Genomic DNA, 20,157 nt, shown 5'->3' on the forward strand with positions numbered 1-20,157 from the left:
GCAGTTCGCAACTGTTACCGCCTTGGCTCTCTTAGCATTACTACAGGAATCCCTCTATAACGGCATACCAAAGCCGCCAGAGTCTGCCTGAAAAATGTTACGCCGCTGTTCTATAGCGAACGTTAAATTCATTCGCTATATCCCGCCGATTCCTTGCCATGCCCAAAAATATCCTCATCATCTCTCCTTCTTGGATTGGCGATTGCGTGATGACGCAGCCGCTTTACCGCCACCTGCACGAATTGCATCCCGGCTGCCGGATTGACATATTTGCGCCCAAGTGGTCGATGGCCGTGTTCGAACGCATGCCCGAAATCAACCGGATTTTGGAAAACCCCTTCGCTCACGGCGCATTGCGACTGCGCGAGCGTTGGCGGCTGGGCAAGGAGCTGGCGCGGCGCGGCTATGACCAAGTGATCGTGTTGCCCGGCTCGTTTAAATCCGCGCTGATTGCCCGTGCCGGCAGCATCGCGCAGCGCACCGGCTATGTGGGCGAGAGCCGCTACCCGCTGCTCAACGACATCCGCAAGCTGGATAAGGCTGCGCTGCCGCTGATGGTTGATCGTTACACTGCCTTGGCCTACCCGAAAGGCGTGCCGTTCGAGCAGCGCCCCGGCGATTTCCCGCGCCTCGCCGTTTCCGCTGCCGCCAGCGAAGCCGCTATGCATGCCCATGGTTTGAGGCACGACCGCCCCGCGGCCGCTTTCTGCCCCGGTGCGGAATACGGCCCGGCCAAACGCTGGCCGCCACGCCATTTTGCCGCATTGGCCAAACGCTATGCCGCTGAAGGCTATCAGATTTGGTTGTTCGGCTCGGCCAAAGACCACGAAACCGCCGAAGAAGTACAGCGGCTTTCAGGTAGCCTTTGTACCAATTTGTGTGGACGGACCAGCCTTTCCGAAGCCATCGATTTGCTCGCCCTTGCGCAAATCGTGGTGTGCAATGACAGCGGCCTGATGCACCTGGCTGCCGCGCTGAATCGCCCGCTGGCTGCCGTGTACGGCTCGTCTAGCCCAGAGCATACCCCGCCCCTGAGCTTGCATGCGCAGGTGGTGAGCCTGTACCTCGAGTGCAGCCCCTGCTTCAAACGCGAATGCCCGCTGGGCCACACCGACTGCCTCAACAAGCTCGAGCCGGATTTGGTGTACCAAGCCGGCTGCCGTGCCATCTGCTCCCGCTTCCCCGAACAAACGCCTGAAACTCCAGCAAAATGAGCGTACCCACTACCTTAATCTGGTTCCGGCAAGACCTGCGCACCGACGACCAGCCTGCCCTACAAGCCGCCACCCGCACCGGCCGGCTGCTGCTCGGCCTGTATGTGTGGCCGAACGACAGTGCACTCACGGCGCGGCGGCGCTATTTTATTTGGCAGAGCCTACGCGATTTGCAGGCGCGGCTGGCCGAATGCGGTATTCCGCTGCATGTGCGCACAGGCAATCCCGTGCAGGCGGTGGCCGAAACGGCAGCGTATTGCCATGCGGCTGAGGTGGTGTGTGCCGCCAACGGGGCGGGGCAGGGCGCATTACGCGCCGTGCTGGAAAAGCAGGGCTGCCGGCTGCACGGCGTGGCCGACGGCCTATTACAGCCGCCCTTCCAATTTATCCGTTCGCCGTATTTCAATGAGCCGGCCTTTGCCGCGTTTCAGGTAGCCTGGCGGGCCGCATGTGCCGAACAATATGCCGCTTGGCAAGCACCGGCCTGGCCGCCGCCGGATTTGGCCGCGCAGCAGAAAAGGCTACCTGAAAATCTGAAAACTGCCGCGCTGCCTGCCGTCCCCCGTGCCGTGCTCACTATTCCCGGCGGCGAAACCGCAGCCCAGCGGCAGCTGGCCGAATTTTTGCCGCGTCTGCCGTATTACCCCGTATTGCGTAGCCTGCCCGCCCAACACGGCAGCTCGCAGCTCTCGCCGCATCTTGTGTTCGGCACGCTGTCGGTACGCCGGGTGTGGGCAGTGGCCGGCAACTCGCCTGATGCTGCTGCCTGGCGCGAAGCTTTGGCCCGGCGCGAATTTTGGCGGCATTATTTCCGCCAATATCCCGATATGCTGCAGCAAGGCCTGCCCGAACACCGTGCCGCAGCCGGGCAGGCCAACCAAGTGCTGATGGCCGCTTGGCAGCAAGGCATAACCGGCTACCCGCTGGTTGATGCCGCCATGCGCCTGCTGCGCGACACCGGCTGGCTACCGCACAGCCTGCGCCGTTTCTGTGCCGCCTTTTTCTGCCGCGTGCTGGGCGGCCGCTGGCAGGATGGTGCCGACTGGTTTGCCCGACAGCTGCTGGATTTCGAGCCTGCCGCCAACAGCGGCAACTGGCAGCTGGCTGCCGGTTTGGGCGGCAAGCGGGTTGAGCGGCAGCCTTTCAACCCCGTGGTTTGGTCACAAAAGCTCGATCCCGACGGCCAATTCATCCGCCGCCATCTGCCGCAGTTGGCACACCTCGACAGCCGCCGTATCCATGCCCCGTGGCTGGCCACAGCGGAAGTGAACACCAACGGCTACCCGGCGCCGGTAGTAGATTATCGGGCGCGCTAGGGCAGGGCGATGAAGAGGCTACCTGAAAAACGGTTAACTTCGTTGCCGCTTTCAGGTAGCCTCTAGCTTTGGCGCGAACTTTATGGCTTTGGCGCTATAATTCCGCCTTTCCACAACCAACGACTGCTTGCCATGTACCGATTGATGAGCGATGCCGCCAACCTGATGCGGCTGCGATTGCGCCCTGCCGAAGAATACGCCTACTCACTGCCGGATTGCCTGGGCGCGCTAGTGATGGTGGCTGCCGTGAACACAGCGATGCTTTCGCCCGTGCTGACCGGGCAATACGGCATGATGGTGTTTGTGTTTTGCCTAAATTTGGTGAAATGGCCGGTGTTTGCCGGCGTGATGACCCGGCTGATGGGCGCACTCGGCGGCCGGCGGCAATCCTTGTGGGGCTACACGCTGCTCACCGATGTGCTCACCGTGCCAGCCTTGTTGGTGCTGTATGTGCCTGCTTTGGCGCTGTTGCTGCAAGTTTGGATGGCTTGGGCGTTTGCCGTGGGTGTGATGGGCTATGCCCGCCTCTGCGGCGTGCGTCTGTGGCAGGTGTTGCTGGGCTATTTTGCTGGTTTCTGTACTTTATTGGTAACGGCCATGGTCGTTATGGTATTGTTTGCTTCGGCCGGTATCATCAACCAAACGCAATTGGAGCAGAATATGCAGCGCTGGCAGGAGCAGATGAGCGCGCCACAGCAACAGAAATAAACGGCTGCTTGAGCATATGGAAAGGCTACCTGAAAACAAATTTTCAGGTAGCCCTTTGCTTGCACAGGTATATGCTGCTTAACGGCCGTCTATCCGGCGTATGGCGGCATCCACTTTGGCGCGGCGCTCGGTTTCCTTGGCGCGGGTTTGGTGCAGCAGTTCTGTAGCGGAGATGCCGCGTTTGGGGGCTTCTGCAGCGGCGTATTCGGCCATTTTGCTGTCGAGATAGGTTTCAATCTCGCGGCGCAGACGGGCGCGTTCGACTCGGCTCTCGGCGCACAGTTTGCCCAAATCAGCGTTGGTGGGGCGGGCCGTATGGCTTTGATTTGGAGATTGCCTAGCTTGCTGGCGGCATTGATCCACTTTGGGGTGGTTAAACAGCAGTATCATGGATAAATCGTTGAAATAGCTTGATGCTTCCGGGCTTTCCCGATAACAGAGCGTGCCGTTGGCCAAGGTGTTGGTATCTTTAATTAGCTGCTCGCACTCGGCAGCCAGTGAGGCATGGTCGGTGCCTGGCCGGGTTTGAGCAAAGGCAGGCACGGCGAAGGAGGCCAGTAGCAGGAGGGCGAGGGATTTTTTCATAATATTGATTCCTCTAGCAGAGTTGCTTCAGCAAGAAACGGCAGTAGAATGTATCAGAAAAGGCTATCTGAAAGCAAGGTTTCAATGCAGCACAGTGTAGTTTCTGCGAAGCTAACAATTTTCAGATAACCTTTCCGCATTTAGCAAATCTTATCCCCGGGCTGAGCACCAGTATCGGGGCTGAGGATACGGGAGGAGCCATCTGGCAGTTCGGCGGAGAGGATCATGCCTTCGGATACGCCGAATTTTGCCATTTTGCGTGGGGCGAAGTTGGCGACGGCGATAACCATGCGGCCGTTCAATTCGGCAGGGTTGGGATAAGACGCGGCGATGCCGGAGAAAATGATGCGTTTTCCAAAACCGAAATCGAGGTCGAATTTTAAGAGTTTGGTGCTGCCTTCGACGGCTTCGCAGTTCAATACTTTGGCGACGCGCATGTCGATTTTTATGAAGTCGTCGAAGCTGGCCTGTTCGGCGACTTTTTCGTATTTACTCTCTTCGGCGGCAGGCGCGGGGGTCGTCTGAATGCTTTGTTTGTTGGCTTCGATTAAATCGTCCACTTGTTTTTGCTCCACTCGTTGCATTAAATGTTCGTATTTGTTGATGGCGTGTTCGCCCACCAAGGTTTCGCGCGTGTTGGCCCAGGTAATCGCGTCCAGATTGAGGAAACGCGCGGCGTTGGCAGCGGTTTGCGGCAACACGGGGGCGAGGTAGGCGGTCAGCATGGTGAAGGCGTTGATGAGTTCGCTGCATACTTCGTGCAGGCGTTCGTCTTGGCCTTCCTGTTTGGCGAGTTCCCACGGCTTGTTGGCATCGACGTATTCGTTCACGGCATCCGCCAATGCCATGATGTCGCGCAGGGCGCGGGCGTATTCGCGGTTTTCGTATTGCTCGGCAATTGCTGAGCTTTCGGCGGCGAGTTTTTGCAATAACAGGCTACCTGAAACGTCTTTCAGACGGCCTTCAAAGCGTTTGGCCAGAAAGCCCGATGCGCGGGCGGCGATGTTGACGTATTTGCCGACGAGGTCGCTGTTGACGCGGCTGATAAAGTCTTGCAGGTTCAAATCGATGTCTTCGATTTTGCTGTTGAGTTTGGCGGCGATGTAGTAGCGCATCCACTCGGGGTTCAGGCCTTGTTCCAGATAGGATTTGGCGGTGATGAAGGTGCCGCGCGATTTGGACATTTTTTGTCCGTCGACGGTCAGAAAGCCGTGTGCGTACACGCCGGTCGGGGCGCGGTGGCCGGAGAAATGCAGCATGGCGGGCCAGAACAGGGCGTGGAAATAGAGGATGTCTTTGCCGATGAAGTGGTACATCTCGGCTTGGCTGTCGGCTTTGAAGTATTCGTCGAAATCGATGCCGATGCGGTCGCACAGGTTTTTAAACGACGCCATGTAGCCGACGGGCGCGTCCAGCCAGACGTAGAAGTATTTGCCCGGCGCGTCGGGGATTTCGAAACCGAAATATGGCGCGTCGCGAGAGATGTCCCAGTCGGACAGGGTGGTTTCTTCGCCTTCGCCCAGCCATTCTTTCATTTTGTTGAGGGCTTCGGCTTGCAGATGGGGCTTGCCGTCGTGCGGGTTGTTGCCGGAAGTCCATTCTTTCAGGTAGCCCGCACATTCGCCCAGTTTGAAGAAGAAGTGTTCGGATTCGCGCAATTCGGGTTTGGCACCGGAAACGGCGGAATACGGGTTAATCAGTTCGGTCGGGGAATAGGTGGTGCCGCAGACTTCGCAGTTGTCGCCGTATTGGTCTTGGGCGTGGCATTTGGGGCATTCGCCTTTAACGAAGCGGTCGGGCAGGAACATTTGTTTTTCGGGGTCGAAAAGCTGCTCGATGACGCGGCTTTCGATTTTGCCGTTGGCTTTCAGCGCACGGTAAATCTGTTCGGAAAACTGTTTGTTTTCAGGTGAATGGGTGCTGTAATAATTACTATAGCCGATGTGGAAGCCGGTGAAGTTGGCGATGTGCTCTTCGCGTACTTTGGCAATCATGTCTTCGGGCGCGATGCCTTGTTTTTGCGCGGCCAGCATCACGGGCGTGCCGTGAGTGTCGTCGGCGCAGCAGTAGTGGCACTCGTGGCCGCGCAGTTTTTGGAAGCGCACCCAAACGTCGGTTTGGATGTGTTCGACCATGTGGCCGAGGTGGATGCTGCCGTTGGCATAGGGTAGGGCGGAGGTAACCAAGATTTTACGTTGCAGTGATTTGGTCATGATTCGCGGTTTGTTGGAAAGATGGAAATGGGCGGTATTATGCCACAAAGGGCCTGCCCTTAGCAGATGCAAAGGCTACCTGAAATTGAGCTTTGCCGTGCTGAATTGCAACAGCGCTTTCAGGTAGCCTGTGTGCTTAGGGCTGTTTGTTTTGCTCTTCTGTTTTGCTTTTTTCCGGGAACACGAAAGAAGCGGCCACGCCCAAGGCCAGTACCACCAGCACCACCACCAGCGAGGCGTTGGGCGAAATTTCATAGCCGTGTTGGAACAGGTGCTCGGAGGCGGAAAGCGCCAGTTTTACCGCGATAAAAAACAGCAGTGCCACCACGGCTTTTTCCAGGTGCACCAAATAGCCGCGCAGGGCTTCGAGCACGAAATACATGGTACGCAAGCCGAGGATGGCGAACATCATGGCGCTGTACACAATCAGCGGCTCTTTGGATACGGCAATCACCGCCGGTACGCTGTCGAAGGCAAACATCACATCGGAAATCTCGATAATAGCCAAGCACAAAAACAGCGGCGTGGCCACCAGCGCGCCTTTTTTTACCGGCTGCGGGTGGTGTTGCTCCGGATGTTTCAGGTCTTCGCCGGCCGGCTCGAGGCGCACGTCGGGGTTTTGGCGGCAGGCTTCGGTGAGCTCGTGGCCGTGTAGGAAGAAATTGTGCCCGTAGAGGCGCGGCCATACCGGGAAGAAACGGTGTACCCAGCGGTAGGCCAGGTGTTCGGAGTAGTCTTCGTTGGCTTCCTCCTCTTCATCGCGGCGCAGCATCATGACGCCCGTCCAGCCCACCACCACGGCAAACACGAGCTCCACATACGGCCCCAGCGCCATCAGGCCGGTGCCGATGGCCACGAACACCATACGGAACACAATCGCGCCGATGATGCCCCAATACAGCACGCGGTGGCGGTAGGCCCCTGGGACTTTAAACCAGGAAAACACGGCCATAATCACGAATAAGTTGTCCACCGACAGCACTTTCTCCAGTACATAACCGGTGAAAAACAGGCTGGCCATCTCGCTGCCGTGGTGGAACCACAAATAGCCGCCGAACGCCAGCGACACCGCAACCCAAAACACTGACCACAGCGCGGCGCTTTTAAGCGACATGGGCTTGTCGCTGCGGTGGGCAAACAGGTCGATGGCAATCGCGCCCACGGAGAGGACAACGAAAACGGCAACGGTTTCCAGCGGAAAACCTAAATGGGTGGTCATGGGAGGGAATCCTTATGGTGGTGTGTACGGGCTACCTGAAAAACCGGCTATACCTGAACAAACATTTTGTAATACTCAATTTCGCCGCACGCAAACGCAATCACCAGCCGGTCTTCGCTTTGGGGATTTTTTTGCCGCCCATGTTGCCGATGCACACGCCCAGGCCGGGGATGGTGAGGTAGTAGTTGTCTTCCACATAATCGTATTGTTCGTTCCAGGCGGCAATGCTCTCGGCAGAGAACACGGCCAGGCTGTTTAGCGTGGGGTTGGTGTGCTTGTTGCAGATGATGGATTTCAATTTCTTGCCCTGATTTTCATACACCAGCTCGCAGGCAGAGCGGTATTCGGTGGTTTGGCGCAGGATGTTGTCGATTAGGATTTTCGAGGCCTCGCTCCATTCTTGGTTGATGCTGTCGAACGTGGCATCCAGCTGGAAAACGGCCGAGTCGGTGTTTACCGATTCGAAGGGGGTGATGATGAAATCGTTCATATCGGGCAAGTTTTTCTGATTAGGCGGTAGCGGTGTGGCATTGTAATTCATGCTGCCTGCGGCGGCAGCAAAATTTGCATATTGCTGCAAAATGCAGCACAGATTGCCTATCGTATGGGCAGGACGTAATTAAGGCTACCTGAAAACCCACTACACAGAAATTTGCTGTGTAGCGTTTCAGGTAGCCTTTGCTATGGCTTGCTAGCCGGGCTTACTGCTTGGGCGGCAGCTCTTTAGCTAGGTAGAGCCAGGTTTCAATCACCGTATCCGGGTTCAGCGAAATAGTTTCGATGCCTTGTTCAACCAGCCATTTGGCGAAATCTGGGTGGTCGGACGGGCCTTGGCCGCAGATGCCGATGTATTTGTTCAATTTGCGGCAAGCTTTGATGGCCAAATGCAGCATCACTTTCACCGCCGGGTCGCGTTCATCGAACGTGCCAGCAATCGGGCCGCCGCTGTCGCGGTCTACGCCGATGGTGAGCTGGGTCATGTCGTTGGAGCCGATGGAGAAGCCGTCGAAGTATTTCAGATACTGCTCGGCAAGGATGGAGTTGGTAGGCAGCTCGCACATCATAATCAGACGCAGGCCGTTTTTGCCGCGTTCTAGGCCGTTTTCTTTTAGTGCTTTCACCACGGCTTCAGCTTCGTGCAGGGTGCGCACGAAGGGAATCATAATTTCCACGTTGGTGAGGCCCATTTCGTCGCGCACGTATTTCAGGGCGCGGCATTCGAGCGCGAAGCAGTCTTTGAAATCGGGTGAAATGTAGCGGGCGGCGCCGCGGTAGCCGAGCATGGGGTTTTCTTCGTGCGGCTCGTAGATATTGCCGCCGAGCAGGTTGGCATATTCGTTGGATTTGAAGTCGGACATCCGCACGATAACCTTTTTCGGATAGGCGGAGGCGGCGATGGTGGCGATGCCTTCGGCCAGTTTGTCCACGTAGAAATCTACCGGTGAGGCGTAGCCGGCGATGCGCTCGTTAATCTGCACTTGCAGTTCGGCATCTTGGCGGTCGAATTCGAGCAATGCGCGCGGGTGGATACCGATTTGGCGGTTGATGATGAATTCCATGCGCGCCAGGCCGATGCCTTCGCTGGGTAGGCTGGCAAAGCCGAAGGAGAGCTCAGGGTTGCCCACGTTCATCATGATTTTCACTGGCGAAGCAGGCATGTTATCCAACGCCAAATCAATTACTTCTACTTTTAACAGACCGTCATAAATCAGGCCGGTGTCACCCTCGGTGCAGGATACGGTTACGCTTTGGCCGTGAGTGAGCACATCGGTGGCGTTGCCGCAGCCCACTACTGCCGGAATGCCTAATTCTCTGGCGATAATGGCAGCGTGGCAGGTGCGGCCGCCGCGGTTGGTCACGATGGCGGAGGCGCGCTTCATAACTGGTTCCCAATCCGGATCGGTCATGTCGGTCACCAATACGTCGCCGGGCTGCACTTGGTCCATCTCGGCGGCGCTTTTAATTAGGCGCACGGTACCTTGACCGACTTTTTGGCCGATGGCGCGGCCTTCGCACAATACGGCAGATTTGTTTTCGATGCGGTAGCGGCGCAGGGTGCTGTTGCGCTCTTCCTGCGATTTCACGGTTTCGGGGCGAGCCTGCAGAATGTAGAGCTTGCCGTCCAAGCCGTCGCGGCCCCATTCGATGTCCATCGGGCGGCCGTAGTGCTCTTCAATAATCAGCGCGTATTTGGCCAATTCGGTGATTTCTTCGTTGCTGATGGAGAAGCGTTTGCGTTCGGCTTCGTCCACATCTACCACCTGCACAGATTTGCCGGTTTCGGCGGTGTCGGTGAACACCATTTTAATCAGTTTAGAACCCATGGTTTTGCGCAGGATGGCGGGGCGGCCGGCGCGCAGGGTGGGCTTGTGCACGTAGAATTCGTCGGGGTTTACCGCGCCTTGCACCACAGTCTCGCCCAGGCCGTAGGAGGCGGTTACGAACACCACTTGGTCGAAGCCGGATTCGGTGTCGATGGTAAACATTACGCCAGAAGCACCAGCGTCGGAGCGCACCATGCGCTGTACGCCAGCAGACAAGGCCACCATGTCATGTGCGAAGCCTTTGTGCACACGGTAGGAGATGGCGCGGTCGTTATAGAGCGAGGCAAATACGTGGTGCATCGCTTCTTTCACGTTTTCCAGGCCTTGGATATTCAGGAAGGTTTCCTGCTGGCCGGCAAAAGATGCGTCCGGCAAGTCTTCAGCAGTGGCAGAAGAGCGTACGGCCACGGAGATTTGGTCGGTGCCCGCGTCGGCCACCAGTTTATCCCAAGCGGCTTTGATGTCGGCTTCTAGTTCAGCCGGAAACGGAGTATCCAGAATCCACTGGCGGATTTGTGCGCCCACTCGTGCCAGCTCGGCTACATCATCCACATCCAGCGCAGCCAGCGAGGCGGAAATGCGTTCATTCAAGCCGTTGTGCGACAAAAATGCGCGGTAGGCTTCGGCCGTAGTGGCAAAGCCGCCGGGCACGCGCACGCCTTTTTCAGCCAGCTGGCTGATCATTTCTCCCAGGGAAGCGTTTTTGCCGCCCACCTGTTCCACGTTGGTCATACGCAGATTTTCAAACCAGATTACATTGTTGCCAGACATGATTCTATTCCGTCCTGTGGGTAGTTAAGGGAAAGCGGCAGTATTTTAGCCGCTGGCTGGGTTTCTGTCATGGGCTATAGCTGAAGCACATGCTTTTTTCCTGCTGCGTTGGCTCGTCTTGCTGTACTGCCTGTACTGTTGGCTCGTTGCCTTGTAGGAAAACTACACCCAAACCTGGACCGCAAAAGCTGCTAGAATAAGTCGTTTTTAAGCATATTTACGCATCAAAAATTTATTAGGAATCCCACTAGGCTAGCTGAAAGGAACACCAATGCCACCCTGCACACGCCACGCCATCTTCATTTCCGATCGCACCGGCCTCACCGCCGAAGGCATGGGCGACGCCCTGCTCAACCAGTTCGACAGCATCGAATTCAAACGCTTCACCTACCCCTTCATTGATACTCCCGAAAAAGCTGAACGCATTGTGGCCGAAGTGAACAAAATTGCCGACGGCTGCAACCTGCGCCCCATTATCTTTACCAGTATCGTCAGCGAAGACATCCGCCACATCATCCGCAACTGCAACGGCCTGCACCTGAGCTTTTTCGATGCCTTTATCAATAAACTTGAAGAAGAACTCGGCACCCAAGCCGTATTGCAGGTGGGACGCACCCACAGCATCCAAAACACAGAGCGCTACGATGCCCGCATGGAAGCCGTAAACTTCTCCCTCAACCACGACGACGGCGTATCCGCCAAAGATCTTGCCGACGCCGACGTCATCCTCATGGGCGTATCCCGCAGCGGTAAAACCCCCACCTGCCTCTACCTCGCCCTGCAATACGGCATCCGTGCCGCCAACTACCCGCTTACCCCCGACGATTTGGACAACACCGACCTGCCGCGCATGGTTAAGCCCTTCAAATCCAAAATCTTCGGCCTCACCATCGATCCCGCCCGTTTGCACCATATCCGCACCGAACGCCGCCCCAACTCCCAATATGCCAGCCCCGAAAACTGCCGGCGCGAAGTGCGCGAAGCCGAATCCATGTTCCGTCAACACGGCATCCCCCACACCAGCACCACCCATAAATCCGTGGAAGAGCTTGCCGCCGGCATTATGCTCGCCTGCAAACTGCAACGGCGCACATAAACTGCACTGCTGCAATATGAAGAGGCTACCTGAAAATACGGCTTGCCGTTTTCAGGTAGCCTTTTGTATGGCAGGTCGGCATTACCATGCCGATATAGGGCTCCATCTGTTCCTTTGGGTTTCAGGTAGCCTCTAGCAGTACAGCTAGGCCGCCAACTTACTTTGCTATAATCCCCGCATCCAATCCGCTATTCGCCAACCATGCAACTCATCAAATACCTGCAAGCCCAAGGTATCGGCAGCCGCAAACAATGTCGCCAGCTGGTCGAACAAGGGCGCATTACGATTAACGACGAAACTGCCGAACAGCCTGCTGCCGAAATCGAACCCGACCAAGTGCAGCGTCTCGCCATCGACGGCGAAGAGATCGCTGTCATCCCCCTGCCGCACTACTACATCCTGCTGCACAAGCCCGCCGGCTACGAAACTTCGCACAAACCGCGCGACTATCCCAGCGTGTTTTCCCTGCTACCCGACCACATCCGCGCCACCGAGCCGCAAGCCGTCGGCCGGCTCGATGCCGACACCACCGGCGTGCTGCTCATCACCAACGACGGCGCGTTCAACCACCGCCAAACCTCGCCCAAACACCATGTGGCCAAACTCTACCGCGCCACGCTCAAACACCCCGCTGGCGAAGAGCTGTGTGCCGCTCTGCGCCAAGGCGTGCTGCTGCACGACGACAATGAAACCGTATTTGCTGCCGCTGCCGAATTGGAAAATTCGCACAGCCTGCTGCTCACCATCACCCAGGGCAAATACCACCAGGTAAAACGCATGGTGGCCGCTGCCGGCAACCGCGTGGAAGCCCTGCACCGCCTGCGCTTCGGTGATTGGGAGTGTGATGATTTGCTGCCGGGGCAGTGGCGCTTTATCCAGCCCGAGGATTGAGTGGCTCGGGTATTTGAGGCTACCTGAAACAATGTTGGGGCGGGTATATAATGAAAGCACTTCCCTTCTGTACGGCATTAGCCCGCTTTGCCGTACTCTTGTATTCGCGACGGCCTACTGCTTGTGTCGAAAAGTGGATGTAAATAAAAGCTACCTGAAAATTTCAGCTTCGCAGAAACTTGCTGTGCTGCTTTTCAGGTAGCCTTTTCACGTCTTCTCAATCAGTCTGCCTGCCATTTAAAGCTGTGATCGCAGAAGGGCAGGAACAGCAGTTTGGTGGTGCCGACTTGGATGATGTCGTTGCGTTGCAGGGTGGGCTCGCCACGGATGGTACTGCCGTTGAGCATAGCGAGGTTGCGGCTGCTGCCGCGCTCGATGAAGAACTCATTGGCGTGATGGTCATATACCACGACAGCATGGGCTTCGTGGCTGACGGTGTTGTCGCTTTGCGCGCCGAAATCGAGGCAGACTTCGAGGTCGGCGTTGCGCCCGATTCGGTTTTCCCCTTGAATCAGGCGGAAATCTGTGCCGCGCCCTTGGCCTTCGGTAATAACCAGCCAGCCGACCACGGGGAATTCGCACATGCCTTTAGCGCGGGCTTCGGCATCGGGTTGGTTGCTCATGCCGATGATGTGGGTTTTCAAGGCAGGGGCGCTACTTGCCTCGGTGGCGGTGTTATCAAGGATTTGGGTTTTGGCGCTTTGGGCGGCCAGTTGCTGCGAATCGGCAGCGAGCATTTGGGTGCGTTCGTTGGCAGGGGTCGGGGCGGCTGCGGTGTAGGGGCTACCGGAAAAGCCGGAGTCTCCGCAATAGGGGCAGTCGGCCTGTATTGCGGAGTCGTAGTAGTGTTTACCGGCAGCACAGAGAGTCATTGCCATGCTGTGTTCCTTTTATGATTGGGTGAGTTGGTAGGCAATATCGCGGTTGGCCAGATAGATGGTTTGGCCGGAACGCAAGGTGGTGCGGCTGATGCGCTGCTCCAGGCTGTCTACAAAGGTGCCGTTGGTGGATTGCAGGTCTTCCAACACAACGTTGCCGGCTGCGTCTACGCTGATACGGCAGTGGCTGCCGGAGATTTGCTGGCGGTTGATCACCACGTCGTTGCCGCTACTGCGGCCGATGCGGACGGTTTGACCGAGGTAGAGTGCGATGGCGGGCAGACCGGCGCTGAGCGGTTGTAGGGTGGCGGTAATACGAGGTTGGGCGGCTTGTGGCGAGCCCATGCTGAAGCGGGCAATGTTTTCGTCGGCAGTCAGTTGCAATACATCACCGGCGTTTAAAACGGCACGGGTGATTTTGCTGCCGTTTACATAGGTGCCGTTGGTGCTGCCCAAGTCTTCCACCTGTACTTGGCGGCCGTCGAACAGCAGTTGTACGTGGCGGGCGGATACCTGCGCTTGATTGATGATGACAGAGGCAGGTGCGCTGCGGCCGATAATCGTGGGTTTGCCGGCCGGCAAGACGATATTGTTGCCGCCGCAGAGCGCAGTGAGGGTAACGCTACCTGAAGCACCGGCTTGGGCTGGCTGCGGCTGTTGTGCCTGCTGTGCGCCGACGATGCGGCGGATCAACTGGGAGTTGATCGGCGGATTGGAGCCAGCTTTCACTTGTTTTTTCAGGCGCAGCAGATACACGCCGCCGCCGCCGGCCAACAATATCAGCAAACCCATGCCGCTATAAAGCAAGGTAAGCTGGCGCTTGGTGCTGGCGGTGGCACTATCTACGCATTCGTTCTTGATTTGGGTAAATTTAACGTTGTGGTTTTGCAGAATCGGCACAAGTTCGGAGTTGGAAACGGCAATAACAGTGTTGACCTGTTCTTTGTGCGCGCCTTCGTTGGTGCCAACCACCTGGCCGCAGCGGTTTACCAGCGGACCGCCGCTGTTGCCGCCGCTGATAGGGGCGTGGTGTTCCCAGTAGCTGCGGTTTTCGTAGTTTTTAAATTCGCGTTTGAGCGTGCCTTCGGCAATTACCGGTTGGATGTAGGCATCGGGATCGCCGAAGCCGAAGCCGGAGGTAATATCATCGGAAGCACCGGGGAAACCGATGGAAAACACCGGTAGGGTAGGTTGGAGGAATTTTTCGGCAGCCAGCGGCAGCGGTTTGCCAGTGAGGCCGTGCACTTGCAGTAGGCTAAGGTCTTTGGCACTGTCGCTGAAAATCTGCTGGGTGGAAATTAGCTCTAGGTGGGGGGCAATGGTGCGCACCACAAACACTTCCGGCTTGCCCAGCTGTGCCATCTCACCCACATCTGCGTTAGCAACGTGGTCATTGGTTACGAGGTGGCCTTCTGTCGACACCAAATAGCCCGAACCGTGGCCGGCAAAGAGGTAGATTTGGCCGTTTTGTTTGAAGAGGGTAAGGTTCTGCCCGTTTTGTGCGGCAACGCGCACATAGCCGTTGCTGTTGATTTCCGAGAGCATCTGCGGGCTGACCAGCTGCGAGGCGATTTGCGTCGGCAGCGGCACGCCTATCCATAGGCGGTATACCGATTTGGCCGCGCTCAAAACATCGGGCTGATTGGCGCTGGCCTGCCAGGGCAGCATCAAAAGGGATAGCAGCAGAAATTTTCGCCAAAAGTGTTTCATAGAGGTTCCTTAATTGATTGTGCAGATGGTGTTATCGGGTTTGCGGCGCAGAGGAGTTAGGCGGCGTCAGTGGTAGCGGCACGGAAGCAGCGGGTGGATTTTTCGGGTTGGATACGACAGAGGGTGGCTCAGATGTAGGGGTAGGAGAGGCCGGTGTATAAGGTTCGGATGTGGCCGGTGCAGAGGTTGCGGATGCGGAGGAAACATCCTCGTTTGGCGGCATGTGCTGGGTGTGGCGGTTGGATGTGAACCACCAGGTGCCAACTAAGAGTGCACCCAAAATAAAGCCAATGATAAGGCCTTTGGCGGGGAAGCTGGGGGTGGATAGTGCGGGCGGGGGGCTACCTGAAATTCGGGTAGAGAGCGTGGACTCGCCGGTGGTAGGGAGGGATTGCGTAGACAGGTCGTGTACTTGGGTAGCGGGCGAGGTTTGTTTGGCAGTTGCCTGTACCAAAAGTAGCGAGGTATTGTCTTGATGCGGATGCCGTTTGGCCTGCACCAGGGCCAGTAGGGTGTTTACTTTGTCTTCGAGGCTACCTGAAGCAGCTATAAGGGTTTGCTCGATTTCCTCATCGCTTAAGGTTTGCACACCGTCGCTGGCCAAGAGCAGTAATTCGCCGGGAGAGAGTGTGCCGGAGGAACAATCGATATGGGCGATGTCTTTGCCCATTACGGCGCTGGTTACGGCATGACGGGCGGGGTGGCGGTCGGCGGCTTCGCTGCTGATTTCCCCCGCAGCGATCATACGTTTGAGATCTTCGGCAAAGGCATGGTTGGCATTGATGCGGCGCAGGCTGCCTTGGTCGTAGGTGTAGAGCGGGCTGTCGCCGACGCTGATGTAGCTGTAGCTGTTGTCAGTTTCGTCTACCACCACGGCGATAACGGTGGTACCCATACCTTCGAGTTCCGGCTGTCGGCGCAGGGTGTCGGACAGGGTCTGGTTGGCTTGGTGCAGGGCTCGGCGCAAATCCTGCTCAGCTTCGTGTAGGCCATGTTGGAAATAGCCTAAAAAGGCAGTTACCACGGTTTTGGCGGCAATTTGCCCGCCGCGCTGCCCGCCCATGCCGTCGGCCAGCACATAGAGTTTGTGCCGGGGAGAAAGCACCAGGTTGCCCAGTGCATCTTGCTGTTCTTCACGTTGGCCGATGTACTGGCCTTGATGGAAATTGATCTGCATAGGTACTCCTTCAGCGGCTATCTGATACCGCAATTGGGCGGCAGACCACCTGAAAACTATGCGGCAGAAGGGACTGGTTTATGGACAGTCGCTGCCGGATACTGTGCCATCGACAAGGTGTTTGCCGTTTTTGTCGTAGAAGGCAATGATAAGGGTGCCGTTATTCTGGATCAGCCACGGGCTGATATTGGGGTCAGTACAGGAGGTTTTAGCCATGGCGGGACCGATAGCACTCTGCAATTCGTTGAGCTGGTCGCTGTTGAGGTCACGGAGATGCAGGTCGGTCATGGTAATCTGCATAATCAGTTCATTGCTACTCTCGACATAGATGGTTTTGTCCCAACGCACGCCGTCGCTGATCATTTGTGGCAGCTGTTTGTTAATTTCGTCGAGATAAGCAGCCGAGATACCGGTGCCGTCATTCTTGTCGCTATCGTTTTCGGCAGGCTGCTCAGGTTGGGTTTGGCTGGCGGGTGGCAGTACTACCGGTGTATCGGCAGCAGTTGAGGCTGTGAGTGGGGAGGCAGGTTCGCCGTTTTTATCACCGTCGCGCATCAGGACGGAAGCGGCGATAACCAGCACTACCAACATTGCTGCAACGATGCTGCCCCACAACAGCCATTTTGATTTACTGCTGGTCGCTGCTGGAGCAGTTTTATGCTGTTTGGGTAGCGTTTTCCCGTGCACGGTGGTTTGTGTTGGGTAAGAGGCTTGGGTGGTATTGCCGGCTTCGGGGAGGGAGGCAGCCTGGGATGGAATTTCTGCCAGTCCAAGCAGTGTCTGCTGCATATCCATAGCATTTTGGAAACGGTTTTCGGCACGCACGTTGAGAGCGTAGTCGATGGCGGCAAGGAAATGATGGCTGTAGCGGTCTTCGTAGCGACTGCCGGCCAGCTTGGGCTGGGTATCTTCTCCGGCGATGCGGGCGGGGGCTTCTTCAATCAGCTGGTGGGTAATGGATTGGTAGATGCAGGCACCGAGACTGTATAAATCCAGTGCGGGCATGAAAACATCGCGCGAGTGGTATTGTTCGATAGGGGCGAATGGAGGGGTAAGGATTTGGGTAAGCGGCCGGCTTTTTTGGCCGACAGCCTGCCGGGCGGCTCCGAAATCAATTAATACCGGGGTTTGGTTTTCGGTGATGAAGATATTTTCTGGTTTGATGTCACGGTGCAGCAGCTGGCGCTCGTGAATATATTTCAGGCCTTCAAGCAAGGGGATAAAAATACCGGCCAGCTCATTTTCACTCGGGCTGGGGTGTTCTTTAATCCATTGGTGCAGGGTGATACCGCGCAGATAGGGCATCACAAAATAGGCGGTGCCGTTGGCCTCGAACAGGTCGGTTACCTTGACTACGTTGGGGTGGCTTAAGCCGTAGAGCAGCTTGGCTTCGTTGAAAAAGCCGTTTAAGCCCCAGTTGAAGATTTCCTGGTCACCGCTGCTTTTGGCTTGAACAGTCAGCTCTTGAACGCGCATGCCGCTGTCGGGCAGGTATTCTTTGATAACGTGTTGCGAGCCGAAATGGATATGTTCGGCCAGATAGGTGATACCGAATGCGCCGGAGCCGAGCACTTTGAGGACGATATAGGTGTGAAGCTGGCTACCTGCAACCAGCGCGTCTGCCCGTTGGACGTTTTGCTGCGTCATAAACACTATCCTTTACCAAAACCTACAAATAATCCACATCAACTGGCATTATATAAAGGAAGCTTGAAACAAGGCAATTTTCGCTGCCAAGCAAAGTGGTTAATTTTTAGGATGTTGGAAACTGGTAATGACTACAGAGAGGTTCTCAATGGATCAATATTAGGGCAGAGTACTGTAGATGGCATCAGGAGTGCTGTGGAGAGGAGTAATGCTGCCCCCGTATTGATTGGGAAAGAGCGGTAAGATAAAGGTTTCCTGTTTTTACATCTTAGCAGCGATTATTGTTATGGCTACCTGAAACTTTTCAGGCAGCCTGTTTCCCCTCTTTCCATTTCATGCTTCAGCCAAACATTACTTTCCCTGCTAATCCTGCCACCATATGAAGCCCCACCGTTTGCCTATATAATCGACGCCATCACACACCGCACGGAAAATCATCATGCTTCCTTTGCTCACTGTTGCCACCAATGCCGATTGGCTCGACCAACTCGGTACTAATCTGCACACCTTTTTGCTCAGCCTGTTTTCGCGCGAGGAATTTGGGCTGAACCAGCTGCTCGGCAGCTTATCCAAAACGCTTGGTTGGGTGGATTTGGTGTTGGCGTTGGCTTTGCTGGTAGGGGCGTATCTCCTCTCCGGCCGGTTGCTGGGCAAGATGCCGGCGGAAGACGGCAAGCCGCATTTTTTGCGCCATATCGGGCGCCGCATTGCTTGGCCTCTGTTGATGCTGCTGGGCGGGGCGTTGGCTTTGGGCGGCTGGTTTGCCTTTTTCGGGGCAACGGCGGTGTGGCTACGCCTGCTGGTGATGGCGGCACGTTGGATGATTTTGATTCGGGTGGTGCTGGCGGTGTTTCATTCGGCGATTCCGGCCAACCGTTTTTCCGAGCGGATGGAATCTTCGCTGGCCGCTGCGCTGTGGGGCGCGTTTCTGCTGTGGGCTTCGGGCATTGACGATTTGATTCTGGCCTGGCTGCGCGGCTTGCAGTTTTCAGTTGGTTCGGCGCGGCTTTCGCTTTATACCGTGCTCACCGGATTATTGTGGGTAGGCGTGATGCTGGTGGGCGCGATGTGGCTGTCGCGCTATATCGATGCGCGGCTCAAAGGTAGCACGCGGCTGGATCCGAACCTGCAAATCGTGCTTTCCAAACTGACGCGCTCGCTGCTTTTGGTGTTGTCGGTGTTGATTGCGCTGCCGCTGGTGGGCATTGATTTAACCGTACTTTCTGTGTTCGGCGGCGCGTTGGGCGTTGGCTTGGGCTTCGGCTTGCAGAAGATTGCCAGCAATTATGTGTCGGGCTTCATTATTTTGGGCGACCGCTCGGTGCGCCCGGGCGACCGGCTCACGGTAAACGGCTTCACCGGCTACGTGACGCAAATCACTTCCCGCTTCGTGGTGCTGCGCAGCGGCAACGGGCAGGAGGCGCTGATTCCGAACGAAACCTTCATCACCTCCACCGTAATCAACGAATCCTACACCGGCAAATCCCTGTGGCAGAGTTTAGACGTTCAGGTAGCCTACCATACCGATTTAACCCAAGCGATTGAGATTCTGCAGGAGGCTGCTGCCGCGCAGGAGCGCGTGAAGGCTGATCCGCCACCTAAGGCCTATCTGATTGATTTCGCGGATAATGGCATCAATCTGCGTCTTGGCTTTTGGGTGCGCGACCCCGAAAACGGCTTTCTCGGCCTTAGCTCGGCCATTTTGCTCACCGTGTGGCGGCGGTTTAACGAAGAAGGCATCGAATTCCCCTTCCCGCAGCGTGAAGTACGCATTCTGAATCAAGACCTCTCCCCCGATGCTGCCGCTCTGCTCAAAGCCGGCTATCAGGCGCAGGGCGATACCGCCTCCGACGAATTTGCCAACGCCAATCCCGAGCCGGCCGAGTCATTGGAAAGCCAAGAGGACGCTCAGTCATGAGCAGCCCCTCCTACAAACGCCCGGAATCCGTGCTGGTGGTGCTGCACGACGGGCAAGGCTGCGCCCTGATGCTTGAGCGCGTGTCCCCGCCCGGCTTTTGGCAATCCGTAACCGGCAGTCTGGAAGAAGGCGAAACCCCGTTTGCCACCGCCCTGCGCGAAGTGGCCGAAGAAACCGGCATCCTGCTCTCGCCGGAAGAGCTCAAAGACTGGCACACGCAAAACGAATACGAAATCTACGAACATTGGCGCCACCGCTATGCCCCCGGCGTTACCCGCAACACCGAACACGTCTTCTCCGCCCGCATTCCCGCCGCCGGCCCCGTGAGCCTTTCCGCGCGCGAGCATCGTGCCCACCGCTGGCTGCCGCTGGCCGAAGCCGCCAGTCTTGCCTTTTCCCCTTCCAACCGCGAAGCATTGTTGCGTCTGGCCGCCGAAACCGGGGGCAGGCTACCTGAAAAATTGACTGCCCCATCGCTTTGATAGATGAT

16 protein-coding genes are annotated in these 20,157 nt (G+C 56.7%); 7 read left to right on the forward strand and 9 right to left on the reverse strand.

The window, feature by feature from the left end; genetic code table 11:
- The first annotated feature begins 158 nt into the window (after window positions 1-158).
- From waaF to EZJ17_RS00690, 3 genes are all read left to right on the forward strand, one after another.
- A complete protein-coding gene (gene waaF, locus EZJ17_RS00680) occupies window positions 159-1,214 on the forward strand; it encodes a lipopolysaccharide heptosyltransferase II (protein WP_067442723.1) in 1,056 nt (351 codons plus the stop codon).
- Window positions 1,211-2,530 (forward strand): FAD-binding domain-containing protein, encoded by a 1,320-nt coding sequence (locus tag EZJ17_RS00685; protein ID WP_067444109.1) that lies wholly within the window; start codon window positions 1,211-1,213, stop codon window positions 2,528-2,530. The genes waaF and EZJ17_RS00685 overlap by 4 nt, the downstream gene beginning before the upstream one ends.
- 132 nt (window positions 2,531-2,662) lie before the next feature.
- On the forward strand, window positions 2,663-3,238 hold the full coding sequence (locus EZJ17_RS00690) for a hypothetical protein (protein ID WP_151085900.1): 576 nt from the start codon (window positions 2,663-2,665) through the stop codon (window positions 3,236-3,238).
- Between the two features lie 78 nt (window positions 3,239-3,316).
- Here EZJ17_RS00690 and EZJ17_RS00695 read toward each other — a convergent pair whose 3' ends face one another.
- The 5 genes from EZJ17_RS00695 to ppsA all read right to left on the reverse strand — a co-directional run bounded on the left by EZJ17_RS00695 (window position 3,317) and on the right by ppsA (window position 10,350).
- Complete coding sequence (locus tag EZJ17_RS00695) at window positions 3,317-3,823, reverse strand: hypothetical protein (RefSeq protein ID WP_067442729.1); 507 nt, start codon at window positions 3,821-3,823, stop codon at window positions 3,317-3,319.
- Window positions 3,824-3,963: 140 nt separating this feature from the next.
- On the reverse strand, window positions 3,964-6,084 hold the full coding sequence (gene metG / locus EZJ17_RS00700) for a methionine--tRNA ligase (RefSeq protein ID WP_255362670.1): 2,121 nt from the start codon (window positions 6,082-6,084) through the stop codon (window positions 3,964-3,966).
- An 88-nt stretch (window positions 6,085-6,172) separates the two neighbouring features.
- Complete coding sequence (locus EZJ17_RS00705) at window positions 6,173-7,255, reverse strand: TerC/Alx family metal homeostasis membrane protein (protein ID WP_067442731.1); 1,083 nt, start codon at window positions 7,253-7,255, stop codon at window positions 6,173-6,175.
- A 100-nt stretch (window positions 7,256-7,355) separates the two neighbouring features.
- On the reverse strand, window positions 7,356-7,796 hold the full coding sequence (locus EZJ17_RS00710) for a hypothetical protein (protein WP_151085904.1): 441 nt from the start codon (window positions 7,794-7,796) through the stop codon (window positions 7,356-7,358).
- Between the two features lie 160 nt (window positions 7,797-7,956).
- On the reverse strand, window positions 7,957-10,350 hold the full coding sequence (gene ppsA, locus EZJ17_RS00715; RefSeq protein WP_067442734.1) for a phosphoenolpyruvate synthase: 2,394 nt from the start codon (window positions 10,348-10,350) through the stop codon (window positions 7,957-7,959).
- 271 nt (window positions 10,351-10,621) lie between these two features.
- Between ppsA and ppsR the strand changes: the two genes are divergently transcribed.
- The gene (gene ppsR, locus EZJ17_RS00720; RefSeq protein WP_067442736.1) at window positions 10,622-11,446 is read left to right on the forward strand and encodes a posphoenolpyruvate synthetase regulatory kinase/phosphorylase PpsR; all 825 of its coding nucleotides are present in this window, start codon (window positions 10,622-10,624) and stop codon (window positions 11,444-11,446) included.
- 201 nt (window positions 11,447-11,647) lie between these two features.
- Window positions 11,648-12,337 (forward strand): pseudouridine synthase, encoded by a 690-nt coding sequence (locus EZJ17_RS00725; protein ID WP_067442738.1) that lies wholly within the window; start codon window positions 11,648-11,650, stop codon window positions 12,335-12,337.
- A 221-nt stretch (window positions 12,338-12,558) separates the two neighbouring features.
- Here EZJ17_RS00725 and EZJ17_RS00730 read toward each other — a convergent pair whose 3' ends face one another.
- The 4 genes from EZJ17_RS00730 to EZJ17_RS00745 all read right to left on the reverse strand — a co-directional run bounded on the left by EZJ17_RS00730 (window position 12,559) and on the right by EZJ17_RS00745 (window position 17,749).
- On the reverse strand, window positions 12,559-13,215 hold the full coding sequence (locus tag EZJ17_RS00730) for an FHA domain-containing protein (protein ID WP_067442742.1): 657 nt from the start codon (window positions 13,213-13,215) through the stop codon (window positions 12,559-12,561).
- Window positions 13,216-13,227: 12 nt separating this feature from the next.
- Window positions 13,228-14,925 carry an FHA domain-containing protein gene (locus tag EZJ17_RS00735; protein WP_067442744.1) on the reverse strand — a complete coding sequence of 566 codons (1,698 nt, stop codon included), beginning with the start codon at window positions 14,923-14,925 and terminating at the stop codon, window positions 13,228-13,230.
- 31 nt (window positions 14,926-14,956) lie between these two features.
- Window positions 14,957-16,102 carry a protein phosphatase 2C domain-containing protein gene (locus EZJ17_RS00740; protein WP_067442746.1) on the reverse strand — a complete coding sequence of 382 codons (1,146 nt, stop codon included), beginning with the start codon at window positions 16,100-16,102 and terminating at the stop codon, window positions 14,957-14,959.
- Between the two features lie 78 nt (window positions 16,103-16,180).
- A complete protein-coding gene (locus tag EZJ17_RS00745; RefSeq protein WP_067442748.1) occupies window positions 16,181-17,749 on the reverse strand; it encodes a serine/threonine protein kinase in 1,569 nt (522 codons plus the stop codon).
- Between the two features lie 439 nt (window positions 17,750-18,188).
- Between EZJ17_RS00745 and EZJ17_RS00750 the strand changes: the two genes are divergently transcribed.
- Both EZJ17_RS00750 and nudB read left to right on the forward strand, forming a co-directional pair.
- Complete coding sequence (locus EZJ17_RS00750; RefSeq protein WP_151085906.1) at window positions 18,189-19,667, forward strand: mechanosensitive ion channel family protein; 1,479 nt, start codon at window positions 18,189-18,191, stop codon at window positions 19,665-19,667.
- Complete coding sequence (gene nudB / locus EZJ17_RS00755) at window positions 19,664-20,149, forward strand: dihydroneopterin triphosphate diphosphatase (protein ID WP_067442753.1); 486 nt, start codon at window positions 19,664-19,666, stop codon at window positions 20,147-20,149. Before EZJ17_RS00750 ends, nudB begins: the two co-directional genes overlap by 4 nt.
- Window positions 20,150-20,157: the final 8 nt, after the last annotated feature.

Origin of the sequence: Eikenella exigua (genome assembly GCF_008805035.1) — a bacterium.
GTDB lineage: Bacteria > Pseudomonadota > Gammaproteobacteria > Burkholderiales > Neisseriaceae > Eikenella > Eikenella exigua.